The following is an 18,267-nucleotide window of genomic DNA, read 5'->3' as shown; positions in this document are numbered from 1 at the left end:
TGTGTTACTTGGCGTCGTCAGCGGGAGCCTCGGCAGCAGCCGGGGCTTCAGCTTCTTCTGCCGGAGCAGCAGGGGCTGCCGCAGCTTCCTCGGCCTTGCTGCCTTCGAGGAGCTCGCGCTCCCACTCAGCCAGCGGCTCTTCCGGAGCTTCGGTGGCGCCCGTGCCACGGTTGTTGCGGGCGATGAGGCCCTCAGCAACGGCGTCGGCAACAACGCGGGTCAGGAGGTTCACGGAGCGGATGGCGTCGTCGTTGCCCGGGATCGGGAAGTCGACTTCGTCCGGATCGCAGTTGGTGTCCAGGATGGCAACAACCGGGATGTTCAGCTTCTTGGCCTCGTCAACGGCGAGGTGTTCCTTCTTGGTGTCCACGATCCAGAGCACGGAGGGTGCCTTGGTCAGGTTGCGGATACCACCGAGGTTGGACTCGAGCTTGGTGAGTTCGCGCTTGAGGAGCAGCAGCTCCTTCTTGGTGTACGCGGAACCGGCGACGTCGTCGAAGTCGATCTCTTCGAGTTCCTTCATGCGCTGGATGCGCTTGGCGACAGTCTGGAAGTTGGTCAGCATACCGCCGAGCCAGCGCTGGTTCACGTAGGGCTGGCCAACGCGGGTTGCCTGCTCGGCAATTGCTTCCTGGGCCTGCTTCTTGGTGCCGACGAAGAGCACGGTGCCGCCGTGGGCAACGGTTGCCTTGACGAACTCGTAGGCGCGGTCGATGTAGGACAGCGACTGCTGAAGGTCGATGATGTAGATGCCGTTGCGCTCGGTGAAGATGAAGCGCTTCATCTTCGGGTTCCAACGGCGGGTCTGGTGTCCAAAGTGGACGCCGCTGTCAAGCAGCTGGCGCATAGTTACGACGGGCATGCCGACGCTCCTTCCGGCAGGTCATTCATGAGAGAGCCCGAAGGCTTCTTACCCTGCCAATAGTTGACGGTTGATTAGCGTGGCCCAGGCCGGGCCGTGCTCCTGGCATCCATCACGCTTCCCATCCGCGCCATATGGCACGGACCGCAGGAGGCGCGATCCTTCACTGGCGTTGCCGGGGCTTCACCAAGTGGAGGGCTGGATGCGCGTAGTCAGCTGCTGCTCCCCCACACTCCTGAATGAGATGTGCCGACGCAATCCGGACAAGGGGATGCACCGCGGGGGTGAACCACTGGGACGGTAAGCGTTGAGGGCGCAGCAAACTGCTCCACCAAGTGTACTACAGGCGCCTGTGTCCGGCGGACAGCAGGCGCCCTGCCCGGGGCCTTTTCCACATAGACCTGATTCGCCCTGCCGGCCCGGTTTTCGGGCGGCGCATGCTGGGCGGATGAAGCCTTCGCTCCTCCTCGCAGCCCTCCTGCTCCTTCCCGCGTCGGTGGCCTCCACCACGCAGCCACTGCCATACAGCTTCTCCCCTGCCGTTCACGCGGCCGGCACGACGGCGGCAGGGGACGCGGGCGCGGCCGTGCCGGCGCCCTCGTGGCAGTGGCCGCTGGCACCCCGCCCGAAGGTTCTGCGCAATTTCGATCCCCCGCCGAAGCCCTGGCTGAGCGGGCACCGGGGCGTGGACCTGGGGGCAGGATACGACGGCGCCCCGGTCACCTCCCCTGCGGCCGGAACGGTCAGCTTCGTGGGCGTGGTGGTGGATCGGCCGGTCATCACTATTGATCACGGCAACGGGCTGCGCAGCAGTTTTGAACCGGTGGAGAGTACCCTGGCGGCGGGCAACCCGGTAGCCGCCGGACAGGTCATCGGTACCGCCCTTCCCGGGCACTGCGGGGTATCCGCCTGCATCCATTGGGGCGTCCGGCGCGGCGAGGACTATGTCAATCCCCTACAGTTCGTGATGGACCTGCGGCCGTCCATCCTGCTGCCGCTCGGCGGTCCGCCGTAGTCCCGATGGGGGTACGGCGGCAACGGCTGCGGTCAGACGATGGCCGATATGCCGGTGATGGCCCGGCCGGTCACCAGGGTGTTGATCTCGGCGGTTCCTTCATAGGAGTAGATGGCTTCCGCGTCGGCGAAGATCTTGGCCATCTCGAAGTCCGTCACGATCCCGTTGCCGCCCAGGATGCTTCGGCCGATGGCTACGCTGTCCCGCATCCGCTCCGTGGTGAAGGCCTTGGCCAGCGCCGACTGTTCGTCCTTGGCCAGGCCGGCGTCCTCCAGCTGCGAAAGCCTGGCCATCATGCCCATGGAGCTGACGGTGTTGCCAAGGATGCGGACCAGCTGGTTCTGCACGAGCTGGAAGGAGGCCAGGGGCCTGCCGAACTGGTGGCGCTCCACGGCGTAGCGCCGGGCAACGTCGAATGCGGCCATCTGCAGGCCAACGGCCTGCCAGGCGACGCCGAGCCGGGTGACCTTGAGGACCTTGTTGACGTCGCGGAAGCTGTTGGCGTGGGCAAGCTTGAAGAAGTCCGGCACAGTGACGTTGGTCAGGGTGATGTCGGCGTTCTGGACGGTCCGGAGCGAGATCTTGTTCTCGATCTTTGTGGCACTGAATCCTGCAAGGGTGGTGTCCACCAGGAAGCCCTTGACCTGGTTGTCCTCAACATCGCGCGCGTAGATGACCACCCAGTCCGAGAAGGTGGCGTTGCCGATCCAGCGTTTGGCGCCGTTCAGGATCCAGTTGCCGCCGTCCCGCCGGGCCGTGGTGCGGGTTCCCCCGGCTACATCGCTTCCGCCCAGCGGCTCGGTGAGCCCGAAGGCGCCGGTCTTCTTCAGGGCGTAGATCTCGGGAAGCCACGCGTCCTTTTGCTCCTGGGAGGCCAGGGCTTCTATGGAGCCCGTGAACAACCCGTCGTGGACGCCCATGAAGGTCGCAATGGATGCGTCAGCGCGCGTTACTTCGGCATGGAGCAGTCCCGCAAACAGGTTTGAGTAACCCTGCCGCCGGACGGGGCTCACCAGGTCAATGTCGGCGAGCTTGGGGATGAGGTCCATGGGAAATTCGCCGCGGTTCCAGCAGTCCACGGCGATGGGCCGGACCTCCCGGGCCAGGAAGTCCCTGACTTCAGCGAGCCGGTCCTGCTCCTTCGCGCTGAGCAGCTGCTCAAAGGCGTAGAAGTCGCCGTTAGCATAGGGAAGGTCATTCACACTTGGCATGGACGTGGACATGGGTACCTCACAGGTGATCGGCGGTGACCGGCGCCCCCAGGGACGGGGCGCGGTAAGTTACTGGTCAGTAACATACCCCAGATCGGCCTTCCAGCAAAGAACCGGGGAGCAAAGGAACGGCTGTGGGCATAGAAAAACCGCGGCCGAAGAGGTCGGCCGCGGTTTGGGAGGAATGTAGGGCTACTCGGACTTGAACCGAGGACCTTAGGATTATGAGTCCCGCGCTCTAACCAGCTGAGCTATAGCCCCGTGCGCCCCGCAGGTCCCGATCCGTTCGGACATCGGCTCCAGCAGGGCAAAAACACTCTAGCAAACCCCGGAAGGGGTTTAGACCACCTTGTCTTCGAAGCCCGCACCGCGGTACAGGTCCTCGAAGGTCTGCAGAGTGCCCTGGATGCTGTGCGGCTCCACCATCTGCCGGCTGGCCTGGCCCATGGCCTCGCGCTGGTCCTTTGGAAGCTCCAGGATCTGGGTGATCTTCTTGGCGAGGTCATCGCTGTCATTCGGTGTGAAGAGGTAGCCGTTCTCGCCGTCGCGCACCAGGTGTGGCAACGCCATGGCGTCCGCCAGCACCACCGGGGTGGAGGCAGACATGGCCTCCAGGGTCACCAGCGACTGCAGCTCAGCGGTGCCGGGCATGCAGAAGAGATCAGCCTGGATGTAGGCCTTCCGCAGGTCTTCGTCGCTCGCGAGGCCAAGGAACTTCACCCGGCTGCCCAGGCCGAGCCGCTGCACCAGCTCCTCCAGGGAGGCACGCACCTCGCCGCCGCCCACGATTTCCAGGTGCACGTTCAGTTCCGGGGGCGTTTTGCCGATTGCCCTGATGAGCACGTCCACGTGCTTTTCTTCCGCGAGCCGGCCCGCGAACATGACGGTGGGGTGCGGGTGCGGCTCGATCTGCTCGCCGGGCTGGAGCTCGTAGGCGGCAGAATCAATGCCGTTGGAGAGCGGCAGGACCTTCCGGAGGAATGCGTGCTCGTGCATGGCCTTGGCCGCCAGGGGTGTTGGTGTGGTGACCACGTCCGCCTTGCCCATCACCTTGCCCATGTCCTTCCAGGAGATGCGCCCGATGATGTCCTTGAACCACTGGGGAAACGGCAGGAACGGGTTGAGGTTTTCCGGCATGAAGTGGTTGGTGGCCACGATCCTGACGCCGCGCTTCACGGCTTCATACAGGACGTGCTCGCCGATCATGTAGTGGCTTTGGATGTGGACAACATCCGGCTTGACGCGGTCGAACAGCAGGCTGATTTCCTTTTTGATCTCCCAGGGAAAACAGATCCGGAAGGTTTCGTGCGTGGGCACGCTGTGGGAGCGGAGCCGGTGCACGGTGGCTTCGTCGCGGAATTCGCTAAAGCTCTTGCCCTTGCCGTTGCGGCAGGCCAGGACGTGTACGTTGTGCCCGCGGCCGGTCATTCCCTTGGCCAGGCGGTAGCCGAACTGGGCTGCGCCGTTGATGTCGGGCGGATAGGTGTCAGCAGCGATCAGGATGGTCAGCGGCGTCTGGTCGGCGGGCGTGGTCACGTGGAGAACTCCTGATGGTCACGGTGCGGACAGCGTCGACTGACTGCACGTCTGGCCTGGCATGTAGCGCCGGGGCTTCGTGGAACTGCTCGATCTGGTAGGCGGGAATGGGTGCTAGTGGGACGGCCTGCCCGCGGCCTTCCGCGCGTCCTTCTTGCGCTTGGTGACCTCGGGATGGTGCCTGGAAAGGGCGATAACCCCAACGATAGCAAGGGAAGCGGCGGTTCCCATGGCAATCGCCATGACGGCGTGCACATCGGGCCGCAGTTCCCCCAGGATGACGATTCCGATGGCGATCCCCACGATGGGGTCGATCACCGTCAGTCCGGCGATCACCAGGTCCGGCGGACCCGAGGAGTATGCGCTTTGGACGAACCAGGACCCCAGCCCGCCGGCGGCAACGAGTGCCACCACGGAGTACCACTGCACGTTCAGCAGGAAGAGGCCGTTGGGATCCAGCATGTGCTTGCCGATGATCCGGGTGAGGACGGCCACGAAGCCAAAGAGGACTCCGGCGCCCAGGATATAGACGAAAGCGTTGATCCGGTGCTTGAACATAACGGCCAAAGTGCCGAAGAGCCCGACGGCAAGCGCCAGCAGCAGCACGATGGTGAGCTCCGCGTCCAGGCTCACATGATGGTTCTCCTGCGTCACGTTGACTGCAAGGAGGACAAAGAGCGCGGAGCCCGTCACGCAGGCGGCGATGGCCACCACCGTGGCCCGGTTGATGGTGAGGTCCTGGTCCTTGGCGTTGATGACGGTGGTGATGACCAGCGCAATGGCACCGATTGGCTGGACAACTGTGAGCGGGGCGGACACGAGGGCCACCGCGTTCATGGCCATCCCGGCAGCAAGCAGCAGGAGTCCGAAGACCCAGCGGGGATTGCGGAGCAGGCGGAGGAAACCGTTGGAGCTCAGGGCCAGGCCGCCGGTGTCGGCCTTGACGGCGCTTCCCTGGCGCTGGGCACCAAGGGCGAGGCAGAAGGCCCCAAGCAGCGCAAGCACGACGGCGACCCACACCATCAGGTGGTCCCGCCGTCGTGCCCGGTGCGCATCCTGCCCTTGCGCAGGATCGCCCAGAAGTAGTTGTACGCAGCGATCCAATGGCCCAGCAGGCCCAGCCCGAGCACAATCCAGGCGGCCACGAACAATCCGTCCGAGAACCCGGTGTCCAGCCGGGAGAGGAGCAGCATCGGCGTGCCCAGGAGCAGCAGCCCCGTCCGCACCTTGCCAACAGCGCTGACAGGAAGGTCGGGATGGCCGCCGAACAGCGAGAGTGTCAGCACCAGGAGTACCGCGTCCGGGATGACCAGCGCCGCCAGGTACAGCCAGTGCACGACGCCGGCAATCACCAGGGTGATGGCGACGGCGATCAGCGCCAGGCGGTCGGCGATGGGGTCCAGCACCCGCCCGAGCTTGGAGGCCTGGTCAAAGCGGCGGGCAACGTACCCGTCAATCCAGTCGGTACTGGCCATCACCGCAAGGACAACCACACCGGCGCCGTACTCCTTCCGCGCCAGGACGAGCCAGATGAAGAGTGGGACCCCCATGAACCGGACCACGGTGAGCAGGTTTGGGATGGTGAAAACCCGGTCATGGTCCACCTGGGGGCGGCCGGGACGGGCGCCGGCACCAATAAACTTCACCCGTCCCCCTTTCCTTCCTGCTGCCTGGTCGGCGCGGTCCTGCAGTTGTTGGCTTGCTGCATCAGTCCTGCGGTTGTGCCCGGGCGTGCTGGCGGCCGGCAGCCCTGGCAAACCCGTGCTAGTAGGTTCGAAGAAGCTTACGGAGCAGGACCACCAGGACGGTGCCTGCGGCAGCCAAAGCTGCCAGCGGCCTCCAGCGTTTCTGCAGCCCCTCGGTGGATGCGGCCAGGGTGGCCAGCCGTTCGCTGGCCGCGTCCATGCCGCGCCCTGCGATGGCCTGGCCCTGGCGCACTTTGCCCTGGGCGGCCGCGAGCAGGTACTGCGCCTGGGTCTTGACGTCCAGTTCGGTGCCGAGTTCGTCGCGGACGTCGGTGAGGTGGTGGCGCCGCTGGTTGAGGCGGCGTGCGAGCTCGGGTTCGGAGGCGTGCGGGTATTCCTTGTCGTGCTCGGCTGTCTTGGCCGCCTTCTCCGCCTTGGCCTTGGCCGCGGCCTCTTCCCTGGCGGCCTTGGCAGCTTTCGCTTCGGGGGTGTTCGGGTCAAGGACCGCAGGGTTGAAAGCCGAACCTTCCTTGGCAATACCGATATCGTGCCTGATGCCCCGGATGGTTTCCTCCGGCATCAGTGGCATGGCCTTCTTGAATTTGCGGAAGCCGATCAGGCCGCCGATGAGGGCGATCAGCAGGAAGGCCGCTGACACCAGGAGGGCGGCCAGCCAGGCGGGCATGATGGTGGCCAGCCCCATGATGGCCGCGACGATGAGTCCGACCACCAGGAAGACGAGGAAGACCAGGGCGACGGCGAAGAAGGCGGCCGCTACTCCGAGCTGGATGCCTTTGCGCTTGAGCTCAATCTTGGCGAAGGCGATCTCATCGTTCAGCTGGCGCGGAGCCAGCCGGAAAAGGAGTTTAAGCGTCCTGGGCAGCGCGGTGATGCGCAATCCCGGGCTGGTCCGCCCGCTGTGACGTCCGCTCATCGGTTCCGCCTTACTGGTTATGGTCGATCCGGCTTCCGTATGCTGCGGGAAAAGTGCCTCGGCACAGTCCCCGCCCCAAAACTACCATTCAGGTTCAGGCCGAACTTCGGGGCTTGCCGGACGGCACGGCCTACAACGCTGAAAAAATAGATGGTGCCGGGCCTAGGATGGTAATCCGTGACCACTCCCTCCAATCCAGGCGACTTGCTGACCCGACGCCGGAAACTTCTGTACATTCTCCTTCTCGGCGCTCTGACCGCCCTGGGGCCGTTCACGATCGACCTGTACCTGCCGGCGTTCCCGGCGCTGGAGGCGAGCCTTGGCGTGACCGAGGCCCAGGTCCAGCTCACCCTCGCCGGGACCACCCTGGGGTTCGCGTTCGGCCAGCTGGTGGTGGGCCCCTTCAGCGACAAATTCGGCAGGCGCAACCCGCTGATCCTGGCGACGGCACTGCACATCGCGGCGTCGCTGGGAGCGGCGCTGTCCACTGACATCACCACCCTGGGCATCTTCCGCGTCCTGATGGGTATCGGCGCGGCCGGAGGCGGCGTGGTGGCAATGGCCATGGTCCGGGACCTGTTCTCCGGCTACGCCATGGTGCGGATGTTCTCGCGCATGAGCCTGGTCAACGGCCTGGCACCCATCCTGGCGCCCGTGATCGGATCCCAGCTGCTGCTGGTGATGGCCTGGCCCGGGATCTTTGTCTTCCTGGCCTCGTACGGCACCCTGGTCATCATTGCCGCGCTGTTCCTGGTCCGCGAGACCCTCCCGCCGGAAAAGCGTGGGCAAAGCGGCATGACGGCCCGGCAGCGCTACAAGGTCCTTTTCAGCGACCGGATCTTTGTGGGTCTCCTTTTGGTGGCAGGGCTGAACTTCGGCGGCCTCTTCACCTATCTGTCCGCCTCTCCTTTCCTCTTCCAGGACGTGTTCGGATTCTCCGCGCAGGAGTACGGGCTGCTGTTCGGGATCAACTCCCTGGGCATCGTGGCGGGCGTACAAACCAGTTCGCGGCTGATCAGGAGGGTGCCGCCGCAGTGGATCCTGGCCGGCGCCACGGCCTGGATGTTCCTGATGGCAATGCTGATCGTGCTGTTCGACCAGCTGGGCCTGGGCCTGTGGGGCGTGATGGTTCCACTGTGGTTCTACATCATGGGCACCGGTTTTATGTTCCCCTGCGTCCAGGTGCTGGCCCTCGCCAGCCACGCCTCCCAGGCCGGAACCGCCGCCTCCCTGCTGGGTGCGGCCACCTTCATGATGGCCGGCCTGATCTCGCCGGTGGTGGGCTGGCTGGGCATCACCAGCGCCACGCCCATGGGAGCGGTGCAGGCAGCCTGTATCCTGCTGGCCATCGCAGCCCTCTGGCTCGTGGTCCGTCCGCGCACCGTGCCGTCCATCCATTGAACAGGGCAATCACGGAACCAGGCAATCAAGGAACAGGGGCATCCAGAGCAGGGTTCTCAAGGAGCAGGGTTCTCAAGGAACAGGGCCATTAAGGAGCGGGCAATTCAATGACCGGCGATTCATTGCATGGCAGGAAGAAGCGCAAGCCGCACCGGAACGGAAGGGGACTCTTCCTCGGCGCGGTGCTTGGCGCCGTCGTCGGCTACTTCGCGGGGCGGGCATTGGGAAACCCTGCCATGGGCATCGCGCTGGGAGCGGTGGCCGGCGCGGCACTGCTGTACCGGGTCAACCCCGGCCCCTGGAAGCGCCGCTGACGCCTGCACCAGCCGCGGCGCCGCGCCGCTCCATCTGCCGCGCAAAGCCCTTGCCGCGATAAAATAATGTCTGTGCCCAGCTGGCAGGATCCACAGCCGCTTCCGGCCACATGGCAACGGTGCGATGCCGGAATTCTGCCACTGTGGTGGGACCGGCTGTGCGCCCAGACCGGGGAGCAGTCTGCCGCGCTCTACGCCGCCGGGCTCTTCACCGAGGACCGCCGACGGCCCATCGCCCAATGGTTCAATCCCGCCTTCAACGCCGCCCTGCTCGTGGCCCCGGAGACCTCCCCGGAATGGCCGGTGCAGCGCTTTGGAATCTTCTACGCGCCCCCGGACACCGGGTTCGTCCGGATCCACTCGGCACCGCACGAATGGAACCCGCGCCAGCCCCGGAAGTCCCCCACCGAAAAGGAAGCCTTCCAGACCGCCATTGTGGAAGCCGAGAGGTTCCTGCAGGTGGAGATGGACTTCGTCTGAAGCCCCTCAGGAAACCGGAGCCAGCCCGTCAGGAAACCGGCGCCGGCCTCCCGCACCTCATTGCGGCGGCCGCGGACGAACCGCCACGGCCGGGTGGTCCCAGCGCATCACGAAATCTGCCTGGCGGAGCGCAGCGGAGCTGCCGAGCAGTCCCATGGCCCGCAGCATTCCGTTCCGAAGCACTTGCCCGGCCGGGTTCCGCATCGTGGCGAACCGGGCAACCTGCGAGGACCGGCGGACGATGAGTGAGGTCCTCGGCATCCGGGCTGCGGTGTAGTCCGCCAGGCCTTGCGGGATGCTGCCGGACCTGTCGAGCACTTACGCGAGGGTGACGGCGTCCTCAATGGCCTGGCAAGCCCCCTGGCCCAGGTTGGGAGCCATGGCGTGCGCTGCATCGCCCAGAATTGCTGCCCTGCCACGGTGGAAGGCCGGCAGCGGTACCTGCATTGAGTGGATGTCGGCGCGCAGGACCGCCTCTTCATCGATCCGCCTGATGACTTCCGGAACAGGGGGACGCAGGCCGCCAAACCGGCGCACCAGTTCGGCCTTCTCCTCGGCCCCGGTCCGCCGCGGCATCGGTTCATCCGCCGCTGCCTCCGCAAAGACGTACAGCCGCCCGTCCTTCATCGGCAGCATGCCGAACTCTCCGCCGCGGCTCCACGTGGTGCCCACCTGGTAGTCGATGCCGGCCGAAGGCACCAGCGCCTGCCAGGCCGTTAATCCGGCAAACACCGGTCCGGGACACCCGGGAAAGAGCGCTGCCCTGGCTGCCGAGTGGATGCCATCCGCCGCGACCAGCACGTCGCCGCGCAGCACTTCCCCTGTTTCAAGGGTGACCTCACCGGTGTCTGCATCCAGGCCGGCAACCGGTGTCCCGAGCCGCAGCGAGCCAGGCGGAAGGTTGGCGGCCAGCATCTCCACGAGCTCGGCGCGGCGCAGCACCACTGCCGGATGGCCGTACCGCTCCTCGGCCAGGGAGGCGTCGTTGCGGGACAACCAGCCGCCCCGCGCGGTCCGGATGCCGCTCTCGCCCTGCAAGGTGGCAAGGGAATGGATCTGTTCCACGATGCCGCCGGGGATGGCGTCAAGGGCCCGCTGCGCGTTCGGGGCCATGATCAGGGCGTACCCCACGGGCCGGAGGGCCGCCGTCCGCTCCAGGACCTGGACGTCCCAGCCCTTGCCGGCCAGCGCCAGCCCGGCAGTGAGCCCGCCAATGCCCGCGCCGATAACTATCGCCCGGCGCGTCGCTGTACCTGTCATCATCCGCTCCTGTCCGCGGCACGGCACCAGCATCCGTCCTCCCCCATAATGCTCCCGGGCACAGGGCATGAGAAGAGTCACTGCCGGGAGGATGGGCGGCAAGAAAAAATCCCCGTTCCTCATGGCTGAGGAACGGGGATTTTCCGGCTGGCTCCTCCTGCTGGACTTGAACCAGCAACCCTTCGATTAACAGTCGAATGCTCTGCCAATTGAGCTAAGGAGGAATGAAGCAGGTATGACATTAGCAAAGGATTCCGGCGAATGTGAAATCGGCGGATTTGCGGGCCGGATTGCCGTTCGCGGGGATAAAAAATCCCCGTTCCGGAGGCCGGAACGGGGATTGTGCGCTCCTCCTGCTGGACTTGAACCAGCAACCCTTCGATTAACAGTCGAATGCTCTGCCAATTGAGCTAAGGAGGAATGAAGCGGGTATTAGCCTAGCAAACACCTGCCCGGGAAATGAAATCGGGGCGTGCCGAGGGGCCGGACCCGGGGGCTACGCCTCCGCCCGCAGTGCGCGGCGTTCCATCTCCAGCATCATCAGCTCACGGTTGAGCCGCTGGTAGGTTTCCGGGTCCGCCGCAGGGTCCAGCCGCTGCAGCTGCCCCATCTTGTCCGCCTTGACCCTGGTGATCTGCAACTCGAAGAGCCGGGAGAGGATGTCGCGGCAGTACTTCTGCACCGCCTCCTCCGTGCTTGCCGGCAGCGGCACCACCGCGAGCTCGGACACCAGCGGCCGCAGGGGCTCGGGAACCTCGTGCATCACGTGCTCCACCCACCGCACCGGATCGTTCACCAGGCCCGCGCCGGTGGCGCGCATGGCATCGTGGACGGCCTGGAACGCCGGCGTGGCGAACCGGGCAGCGGCAAACCGCTCCCAGACCCCGCCGCCCAGCAGTGCGGGCTCCTGGAGGGCCACTTCGAGCGCCTGGCGCTCCATGGAGGCGACAGGGTCCCTGGGGTCGGGCCGGTGGAAGGAAGGAACAGCGCCCGACGCCGGACCCGCGGCAACGCCGGGCCCGCCGGCTTGGGCGGCCGGAGCGGACGTCCGGGGAGCGGCTGCAGGAGCCCCTCCTTGGTCACCGCGTTTTACGGCGGCGTTGACCAGCCGCAGCACCTCGTTGGGGTCCGGCATCCCCAGCCAGCCTGTGAGCTCCTGGCAGTAGCCCGTCCGGGTGGAAGCGTCACGGATGCCCGCCACCACCGGCACAGAGGCTTTCAGGCCCTGCACCCGCCCCTCCACGGTGTCCAGGTTGAACTGTTTCAGGGTGGTGCGGATGGCGAATTCGAACAGGGGCCGGCGGGACTGCACCAGGGCATGAACGGCTTCGTCGCCCCTGCTTTGGCGCAGGTCGCAGGGATCGGCACCTGTGGATTCCACCGCCACGTACGTCTGCGCGGTGAAGCGCTGGTCTTCCTCGAAGGCCCGCAGCGCGGCCTTCTGGCCGGCGGCGTCGCCGTCGAAAGTGAACACTACCTCTCCCCCGGTGCCGTCGTCGGAGAGCAGCCGCCGGGCAATCTTGATGTGCTCGGTGCCGAACGCGGTGCCGCAGGTGGCCACCGCCGTCGTGATTCCTGCCAGGTGGCACGCCATCACGTCGGTGTAGCCTTCCACCACCACCAGCTGGCGGTCCTTGGCGATGCTGCGCTTGGCGAGGTCAATGCCGTAGAGGACCTGGGATTTTTTGTACAGCGCGGTCTCGGGGGTGTTGAGGTATTTGGGCCCCTGGTCGTCCTCGTAGAGCTTGCGGGCGCCAAAGCCGATGGTGTCCCCGGCGATGTCCTTGATGGGCCAGATGAGGCGGCCGCGGAAGCGGTCGTAGATGCCGCGGTTGCCCTCGGAGAACATGCCCGTGAGCTTCAGTTCGGCGTCGGTGAAGCCGCGGCCGCGGAGGTGCTTGAGGAGGGCGTCCCAGCCCTGGGGAGCGTAGCCGCAGCCGAAGTGTTCCGCTGCCGCCCGGTCGAAGCCGCGGCCGTGCAGGAAGGTCCGTGCCTCCGCCGCGCCCGGCGTCAGCAGCTGGGCGCGGAAGAATTCGTCCGCGATTTTGTGGGCGTCCAGCAGCCGCTGCCGGCGCCCCACCTCCTCGCGGTTGGGGCCGGTGCCGCCGTCCTCGTACCGGAGCTCGTAACCGATGCGTGCGGCAAGTTTCTCCACGGCCTCCTGGAAGGAGCTGTGGTCCTGCTTCTGGACGAAGGCAATGACATCGCCGTCCTCACCACAGCCAAAGCAGTGGTAACGGCCTACCTGGGGACGGACGGTGAACGACGGCGAGCGCTCGTCGTGGAACGGGCACAGGCCCTTGAAGGTCCCCAGCCCGGCACCCTTGAGCGTGACATAGCCGTCAACCACTTCCTTGATGTCCGTGCGCTGGCGTACTTCGTCAATATCTTCGCGTTTGATCAGCCCAGCCACAGAGCAATCCTAATGCGGGGGTACGACGGCGGAAGCCGCCTTATGGCGTTCCTCACCACAGTGCGCATCACCACAGCGACGGCAGGCTCCCCACCAGGCGCTCGTACAAGGCCAGGGCGGAACCGTCCGTGAGGGAGGCCACCTGGTCGATCACCACACGCAGCCGGGCGCCGTCGTCGGGGGCGTCCCGCCAGTCGGCAGCGAACATGGGCTCCAGGTGCCGGTCACCGGTGGCGCTCAAGGCGGTCACCAGGGCGTGGAGCACCTCGCGCTGGCGTTCGTAAATGGGCTGCCGGTGCTCCGTGGTCATCACGAACGTGGTGGCCAGGCCCTTCATGACGGCGATTTCCATCACCGTTTCATCCGGGACCATGAGTTCGGCGTTGTAGCGCGTGAGCCGGCCGGGGCCGTACACAGCACGGGTGGTTTCGAGCGCGCTCTGGCAGAACCGGCCGATCAGCTGGCTGGTCATGTTCTTCAGGGCGGCCATGGATTTGCGGCTGCCGTCCGCCTCCCGCACCCACACATCGGTGGCTTCCAGACGGGCCAAGGCGGCGTCAATGGCGGCGGGGTCGTTGTGCGGCAGGTACCACTGCTTGGCGTAGCCCACAACACGGGCGCGGTGGTCAGGGTTGTCCATCCAGCGGAGCTGGAAGTGCCCGGCGACGATCGCGTCCTCCACGTCGTGGACCGAGTACGAAATGTCGTCCGCGAGGTCCATCACCTGGGCTTCCAGGCAGGACCGGCGCTCGGGGGCGCCCTGCCGGATCCAGGTGAAGATGGGCAGGTCATCCTCGTAGGCGCCGAACTTGCTGGTCCGCTGGCCGTGGATGACTGGGGCCTCCAGTGCGGACCAGGGGTATTTAGCCGCCGCGTCCAGGCTCGCCCGGGTGAGGTTCAGCCCGGCGGGCAGGCCATCCGCCGTCAGCACCTTGGGCTCCAGGCGGGTCAGCAGCCGAAGGGTCTGGGCGTTGCCCTCGAACCCGCCGATGGCATGCGCCACCTCGTTCAGCGCCGACTCCCCGTTGTGGCCGAAGGGCGGGTGCCCGAGGTCGTGGCTCAGGCAGGCGGTGTCCACCACATCAGGGTCGCATCCCAGGGCGCGGCCGAGTTCTCGGCCCACCTGCGCCACCTCCAGGCTGTGGGTCAGCCGGGTCCGGACGAAGTCGTCGGTGTCCGGGGCCACCACCTGGGTTTTTGCACCCAGCCGGCGCAGGGCGGAAGAATGCAGGACGCGGGCGCGGTCCCGCTCAAAATCGGAGCGGTACGTGCTTTTCGGCGGCTCCTCCACCCAGCGGGCGGAATCGTCGGCATCGTAGCCGGGCAGCACCGGCGCGGCCATGCGGGCCTCAGCCACCGGAGACGTCCAGCTCTGCTGCCGAGATGTCCCTGGACTGGTCGTCGTTCAGGGCACGGGACTCCAGCCAGTCCTTGGGCAGGGCGGGCTTCTTGGGTGATCCGGCACGGCCGCGCGGGCCCTCCGCGTCACCGCCCGGATACGGCGAGTCAAGGTCCAGTTCGGCCAGGGTATCCCTCAGCACCTCGAGGCTGGTCACCAGCGCCAGCCGGGTGCGCAGCTCTCCGCCCACCACGTAGCCCTTGAAGTACCAGGCGATGTGCTTGCGGATCTCGCGCAGCGCCTTGCCTTCGTCGCCGAAGGTCTCCACCATCAGCTCGGCATGGCGGTAGACGCCCTCGGCCACCTGGCGCAGGTTGGGCCGGAAGCGGGTGTCGCTGCCTTCGAACGCCGCCTGCAGATCGCCGAACAGCCACGGCCGGCCCTGGCAGCCTCGGCCCACCACCACGCCGTCCACCCCTGTTTCGCGGACCATCCGGACGGCGTCCTCCGCCGACCAGATGTCGCCGTTGCCCAGCACCGGGATATCCGGGAGGGCTTCGCGGAGCCGTGCGATGGCGGACCAGTCCGCTTGGCCCGAGTAGAACTGGGCGGCGGTGCGGCCGTGAAGCGCGACGGCGGCCACGCCGGAATCCCGGGCGATGCGGCCGGCATCGAGGTACGTCAGGTGGTCCTCGTCAATGCCCTTGCGCATCTTGATGGTCAGCGGGATGTTGCCCCGGGAGGCTTCCTTCACGGCAGTCTGGACGATGGACGTGAAGAGGTCGATCTTCCAGGGCAGGGCGGATCCGCCGCCGCGCCGGGTGACCTTGGGGACGGGGCAGCCGAAGTTCAGGTCGATGTGGTCCGCCCTGTCCTCCTCCACAAGCATCCGCACTGCCTGGCCCACCGTGACAGGGTCCACGCCGTACAGCTGGACGGACCGGACCTTCTCGTCGTCGTCGTGGGAAATGATCCGGAGGGATTCGGGGGTCCGCTCCACCAACGCGCGGGAGGTAACCATCTCCGCCACGTACATGCCTCCGCCGTATTCACGGCAGAGCCTGCGGAAGGCAGAGTTGGTGATCCCGGCCATGGGCGCCAGGATCACCGGCGTGTCCACGGTGATGGGACCCAGCTTCAGGGGCGGGAGTTCCAGCTTGGGAGCGAGAGTAGTTGCTGCAACAGTCACCATTCCATTGTTGCAAAGCCGGACAAATCGGGTGGCCCGTCCCGGATGACCTACACCGGCCTGGGTTAGCGGCGCCCTCGGTCAGGGGGCTGGAGAGCGCCCGTCCGGTCAGTGGCATTCGCGGTCAGCGGCATTCGCGGTCAGTGGCATTCGCGGTCAGCGGCGTTCGCGGTCAGGGGCGTTCCCGGTCGGCGGCGGCCCGGCGGCCGCGGCGGGTAAGCGGCGCGCCCTCCTGACCATCAGCCGAGTCCAGACGTTGAGCGGCACCCGGACCTTCACCGGCGCCGGCACCTGCAGCGGCGCCTGGTTGTGCGGCAACGCGCCGGGCCCGTCCTTCCAACGCCGCGGCTGCGAGCGCACCGGTGTCCGCGACATCGTCCAGGTTGTGCCCGGTGCCGGCATGCAGTGCACTGGCATCTTGTGCACTGGCACCGCGTGGCTGGGATCCGCCTGCCACGGCCATGGCAGGGGCTTCGACGGCGGCTGCACCGGCGTTGATGCCGGTCGCCTTGACCACCAGCACCGCGATGAGGGTGGTCACCGGGATGGCCAGGACCAGCCCGATGGAGCCGACGAGCGTCCTGATGACTTCTTCGGAGAGCTCTGCGCTGGTCAGCGTCTCCCCCAGCGGCCGGTCGTAGAGCATCACGATGATGAGGATGGGCAGCGCCGCACCGGCGTACGCGAAGGCAATGGTGTAGACCGTGGAGGCGATGTGGTCGCGGCCAATCCGCATGGCGGAGGTGAACAGCTTCCGCGCACTGCTGCCCGGGGCCAGTTCGTACAGTTCCCACACGGCGGAGGACTGGGTGATGGTGACGTCGTTCAGGACGCCCAGGCCGGAGATGATGAGCCCGCACAGGATCACCCCGGAGATGGAGATGTTGGCTGAGGTGTTGACCAGGGTGGTGGCGTCGTGGTTGCCCACGCCCGCGAGGTTGGCTGCATTCGTGGCCCAGGCGGCCAAGAGCGCCGTAATGCCCAGGCCGAAGATGGTGCCCAGCAGCGCGGTGGAGGTCCGGGCCGAGAATCCGTGGGCGAAGTACAGGACCCCGATCATGATCACGGTGGACCCCACCAGCGCCAGCAGCAGGGGCGGCTTCCCTTCCACGAGGCCCGGAAGCATGAAGCTGGCCAGCACGAAGTAGGCGCCGACCAGCCCGACGAGCGCGCGGAAGCCCCGCCACCGCGCGACGGCGATGACCACGGCTGCGTACAGCAGGGCCAGCAGCACGATGGGCAGGGTCCGCACGAAGTCCACGAAGATATAGGCGGGCGAACCCTGCGAGGCCGAGGCGCCCTGGGCATTGGACAGGTTCAGGTAGCGGATCTGGTCCCCGGGCTTGACGCCATGGGACTTGGCGACGTCCGGGTTGATGACCACTTTGACGGGGCTGCCGCCCTTGTCCGGTTCGGTGAAGGCGAAGGTGCAGTCCGATCCCTGCTGGCCCGGGCTTTGGGTGGGCGCCTGCCCGTCCTGGGCCTGGGGCGTTTGGTTCTGCTGGCTGGCGCCTTGCATGCAGTTTTCCGTCACCACGCTTTGGATGGTGCCCGTATCGAAGGTCACTCCAGGGGCAGCCGAGTACGGGTTGGCCAGCGAGATGCCTTCCTTGCTTCCGGAGGGCCAGAGCATGGCCATCCCGGCCAGGGTCAGCAGGGTGATGGGAATGAGCACCGCTGCCAGGATCCGGTTGGCCTTCCTCCGGGCAGCCATCGCCTGCGGCGTCGGCTCCGAATGACCTGTAGAAGCGTGGGAATGGCCGGCGCCCATCAGCAGTGAAACCTCATACGTTGAACTCTACGTCCGGCACCGTAGGGTTGATAAATGGATCATTGGGAGGTACCAGGCGTGACCAACCGAAGCGCTGAAGACAGCAGCAAACTGCCCTCCGGCGGCGTCCCCCCGGCACCCGGCCACCAGGCCGTGCTGAGTGTGCTTGAGGCCTCCGGTCCCACCAGGGGCGTGGCCCTGGTGCTCCACGGCGGCAAGTCCCATAGCCGCGAACCGGTGGAAGCCCTGCACCTGAGCCCGGCCCGTATGGTGCCCTTCGCGAGGCACCTGCACCGCGCCGGGCGGAAACATGGGCTGGCGGTCTGGTCGCTGCGCAACAGCGTCCGCGGGTGGAACGGGCCGGACATGTCCCCGGTGCAGGACGCCCGGTGGGCGCTGCGGCAGATCGAAGAGCAGCATCCCGGCGTGCCCGTATTCCTGGTAGGCCATTCCATGGGCGGGCTGACGGCTGTTTGCGCCGCCGGCCATCCCCAGGTGGAAGCGGTGGTGGCGCTGGCTCCCTGGCTCAGCCCGCAAACGCCAACCTCAGGGGTCGCCGGCAGGAAGGTCCTGATCGTGCACGGGACCCTGGACCGGTGGACCAGCCCGTCCCAGTCGCTGGCGTTCGCGCGGCGGGGTTCAGAGGCAGCGGCCAGCATGCAGTACGTGGCGTTGAAAGGGGCTGGCCACTTCATGCTCCGCAAGGTCCGTTTGTGGCAGATTTTGGCCACCGGGTTCGTCATCAAGGCGTTCAGCGAAAGCACCGGCGCCGGTGTCCGGCCGCCCCGCGCCTTCGGGCAACTCCTGCCGGAATCGTCCGTCCAGGTGACCCTGTGAGCCGTTTACCCGGCACGCCT

The 18,267-nt window shown here is 66.5% G+C and carries 17 protein-coding genes and 3 tRNA genes; 5 read left to right on the top strand and 15 right to left on the bottom strand.

Annotated elements, in window-relative coordinates; genetic code table 11:
* Window positions 1-4 precede the first annotated feature (4 nt).
* Complete coding sequence (gene rpsB / locus AC5RWA_RS13205) at window positions 5-862, bottom strand: 30S ribosomal protein S2 (protein WP_079595551.1); 858 nt, start codon at window positions 860-862, stop codon at window positions 5-7.
* A 448-nt stretch (window positions 863-1,310) separates the two neighbouring features.
* Here rpsB and AC5RWA_RS13200 point away from each other — a divergent pair, with 448 nt between their 5' ends.
* Complete coding sequence (locus AC5RWA_RS13200; RefSeq protein ID WP_494057961.1) at window positions 1,311-1,877, top strand: M23 family metallopeptidase; 567 nt, start codon at window positions 1,311-1,313, stop codon at window positions 1,875-1,877.
* A 32-nt stretch (window positions 1,878-1,909) separates the two neighbouring features.
* On the opposite strand, the gene AC5RWA_RS13195 is transcribed toward AC5RWA_RS13200, so the two are convergent.
* The 6 genes from AC5RWA_RS13195 to AC5RWA_RS13170 all read right to left on the bottom strand — a co-directional run bounded on the left by AC5RWA_RS13195 (window position 1,910) and on the right by AC5RWA_RS13170 (window position 7,243).
* On the bottom strand, window positions 1,910-3,100 hold the full coding sequence (locus AC5RWA_RS13195) for an acyl-CoA dehydrogenase family protein (RefSeq protein WP_494057960.1): 1,191 nt from the start codon (window positions 3,098-3,100) through the stop codon (window positions 1,910-1,912).
* 175 nt (window positions 3,101-3,275) lie between these two features.
* Window positions 3,276-3,349, bottom strand: a tRNA-Ile gene (locus AC5RWA_RS13190).
* 78 nt (window positions 3,350-3,427) lie between these two features.
* Entirely contained in the window at window positions 3,428-4,624 is a 1,197-nt protein-coding gene (locus tag AC5RWA_RS13185) for a glycosyltransferase (RefSeq protein ID WP_079595554.1), read from the bottom strand.
* A 114-nt stretch (window positions 4,625-4,738) separates the two neighbouring features.
* A complete protein-coding gene (locus tag AC5RWA_RS13180; protein WP_494057959.1) occupies window positions 4,739-5,647 on the bottom strand; it encodes a DMT family transporter in 909 nt (302 codons plus the stop codon).
* Window positions 5,647-6,270: a CDP-alcohol phosphatidyltransferase family protein gene (locus AC5RWA_RS13175; RefSeq protein WP_079595556.1), complete on the bottom strand. Its 624-nt coding sequence runs from the start codon at window positions 6,268-6,270 to the stop codon at window positions 5,647-5,649. The genes AC5RWA_RS13180 and AC5RWA_RS13175 overlap by 1 nt, the downstream gene beginning before the upstream one ends.
* A gap of 118 nt (window positions 6,271-6,388) precedes the next feature.
* Window positions 6,389-7,243, bottom strand: a complete 855-nt coding sequence (locus tag AC5RWA_RS13170) for a phage holin family protein (protein WP_494057958.1) — start codon at window positions 7,241-7,243, stop codon at window positions 6,389-6,391.
* 177 nt (window positions 7,244-7,420) lie between these two features.
* On the opposite strand from AC5RWA_RS13170, the gene AC5RWA_RS13165 reads away from it, so the two are divergent.
* From AC5RWA_RS13165 to AC5RWA_RS13155, 3 genes are all read left to right on the top strand, one after another.
* A complete protein-coding gene (locus AC5RWA_RS13165) occupies window positions 7,421-8,644 on the top strand; it encodes a multidrug effflux MFS transporter (protein ID WP_115524128.1) in 1,224 nt (407 codons plus the stop codon).
* A gap of 107 nt (window positions 8,645-8,751) precedes the next feature.
* Window positions 8,752-8,958, top strand: a complete 207-nt coding sequence (locus AC5RWA_RS13160) for a YMGG-like glycine zipper-containing protein (RefSeq protein WP_275730798.1) — start codon at window positions 8,752-8,754, stop codon at window positions 8,956-8,958.
* Between the two features lie 72 nt (window positions 8,959-9,030).
* On the top strand, window positions 9,031-9,438 hold the full coding sequence (locus AC5RWA_RS13155) for a hypothetical protein (protein WP_494057957.1): 408 nt from the start codon (window positions 9,031-9,033) through the stop codon (window positions 9,436-9,438).
* A 57-nt stretch (window positions 9,439-9,495) separates the two neighbouring features.
* On the opposite strand, the gene AC5RWA_RS13150 is transcribed toward AC5RWA_RS13155, so the two are convergent.
* From AC5RWA_RS13150 to AC5RWA_RS13115, 8 genes are all read right to left on the bottom strand, one after another.
* The gene (locus AC5RWA_RS13150; RefSeq protein ID WP_494057956.1) at window positions 9,496-9,756 is read right to left on the bottom strand and encodes a hypothetical protein; all 261 of its coding nucleotides are present in this window, start codon (window positions 9,754-9,756) and stop codon (window positions 9,496-9,498) included.
* On the bottom strand, window positions 9,757-10,698 hold the full coding sequence (locus AC5RWA_RS13145) for an FAD-dependent monooxygenase (protein ID WP_494057955.1): 942 nt from the start codon (window positions 10,696-10,698) through the stop codon (window positions 9,757-9,759).
* A gap of 148 nt (window positions 10,699-10,846) precedes the next feature.
* Window positions 10,847-10,922: transfer RNA gene (locus AC5RWA_RS13140), tRNA-Asn, on the bottom strand.
* 123 nt (window positions 10,923-11,045) lie between these two features.
* Window positions 11,046-11,118: transfer RNA gene (locus AC5RWA_RS13135), tRNA-Asn, on the bottom strand.
* A gap of 76 nt (window positions 11,119-11,194) precedes the next feature.
* Window positions 11,195-13,111: a DNA primase gene (gene dnaG, locus AC5RWA_RS13130; protein WP_494057954.1), complete on the bottom strand. Its 1,917-nt coding sequence runs from the start codon at window positions 13,109-13,111 to the stop codon at window positions 11,195-11,197.
* Between the two features lie 67 nt (window positions 13,112-13,178).
* Window positions 13,179-14,453, bottom strand: a complete 1,275-nt coding sequence (locus tag AC5RWA_RS13125; RefSeq protein ID WP_494058026.1) for a deoxyguanosinetriphosphate triphosphohydrolase — start codon at window positions 14,451-14,453, stop codon at window positions 13,179-13,181.
* Between the two features lie 7 nt (window positions 14,454-14,460).
* Entirely contained in the window at window positions 14,461-15,639 is a 1,179-nt protein-coding gene (gene dusB, locus AC5RWA_RS13120; RefSeq protein WP_494057953.1) for a tRNA dihydrouridine synthase DusB, read from the bottom strand.
* 172 nt (window positions 15,640-15,811) lie between these two features.
* Entirely contained in the window at window positions 15,812-17,353 is a 1,542-nt protein-coding gene (locus tag AC5RWA_RS13115) for a YibE/F family protein (RefSeq protein ID WP_494057952.1), read from the bottom strand.
* Between the two features lie 168 nt (window positions 17,354-17,521).
* Between AC5RWA_RS13115 and AC5RWA_RS13110 the strand changes: the two genes are divergently transcribed.
* Window positions 17,522-18,247, top strand: a complete 726-nt coding sequence (locus AC5RWA_RS13110) for an alpha/beta hydrolase (protein ID WP_494058025.1) — start codon at window positions 17,522-17,524, stop codon at window positions 18,245-18,247.
* The last annotated feature ends 20 nt before the right edge of the window (window positions 18,248-18,267 follow it).

The sequence above is a fragment of the Arthrobacter sp. 210 2 genome (assembly GCF_059093025.1).
Note: the sequence above shows the minus strand (reverse complement) of the source record. Positions and strands in the feature narration are given on the sequence as shown.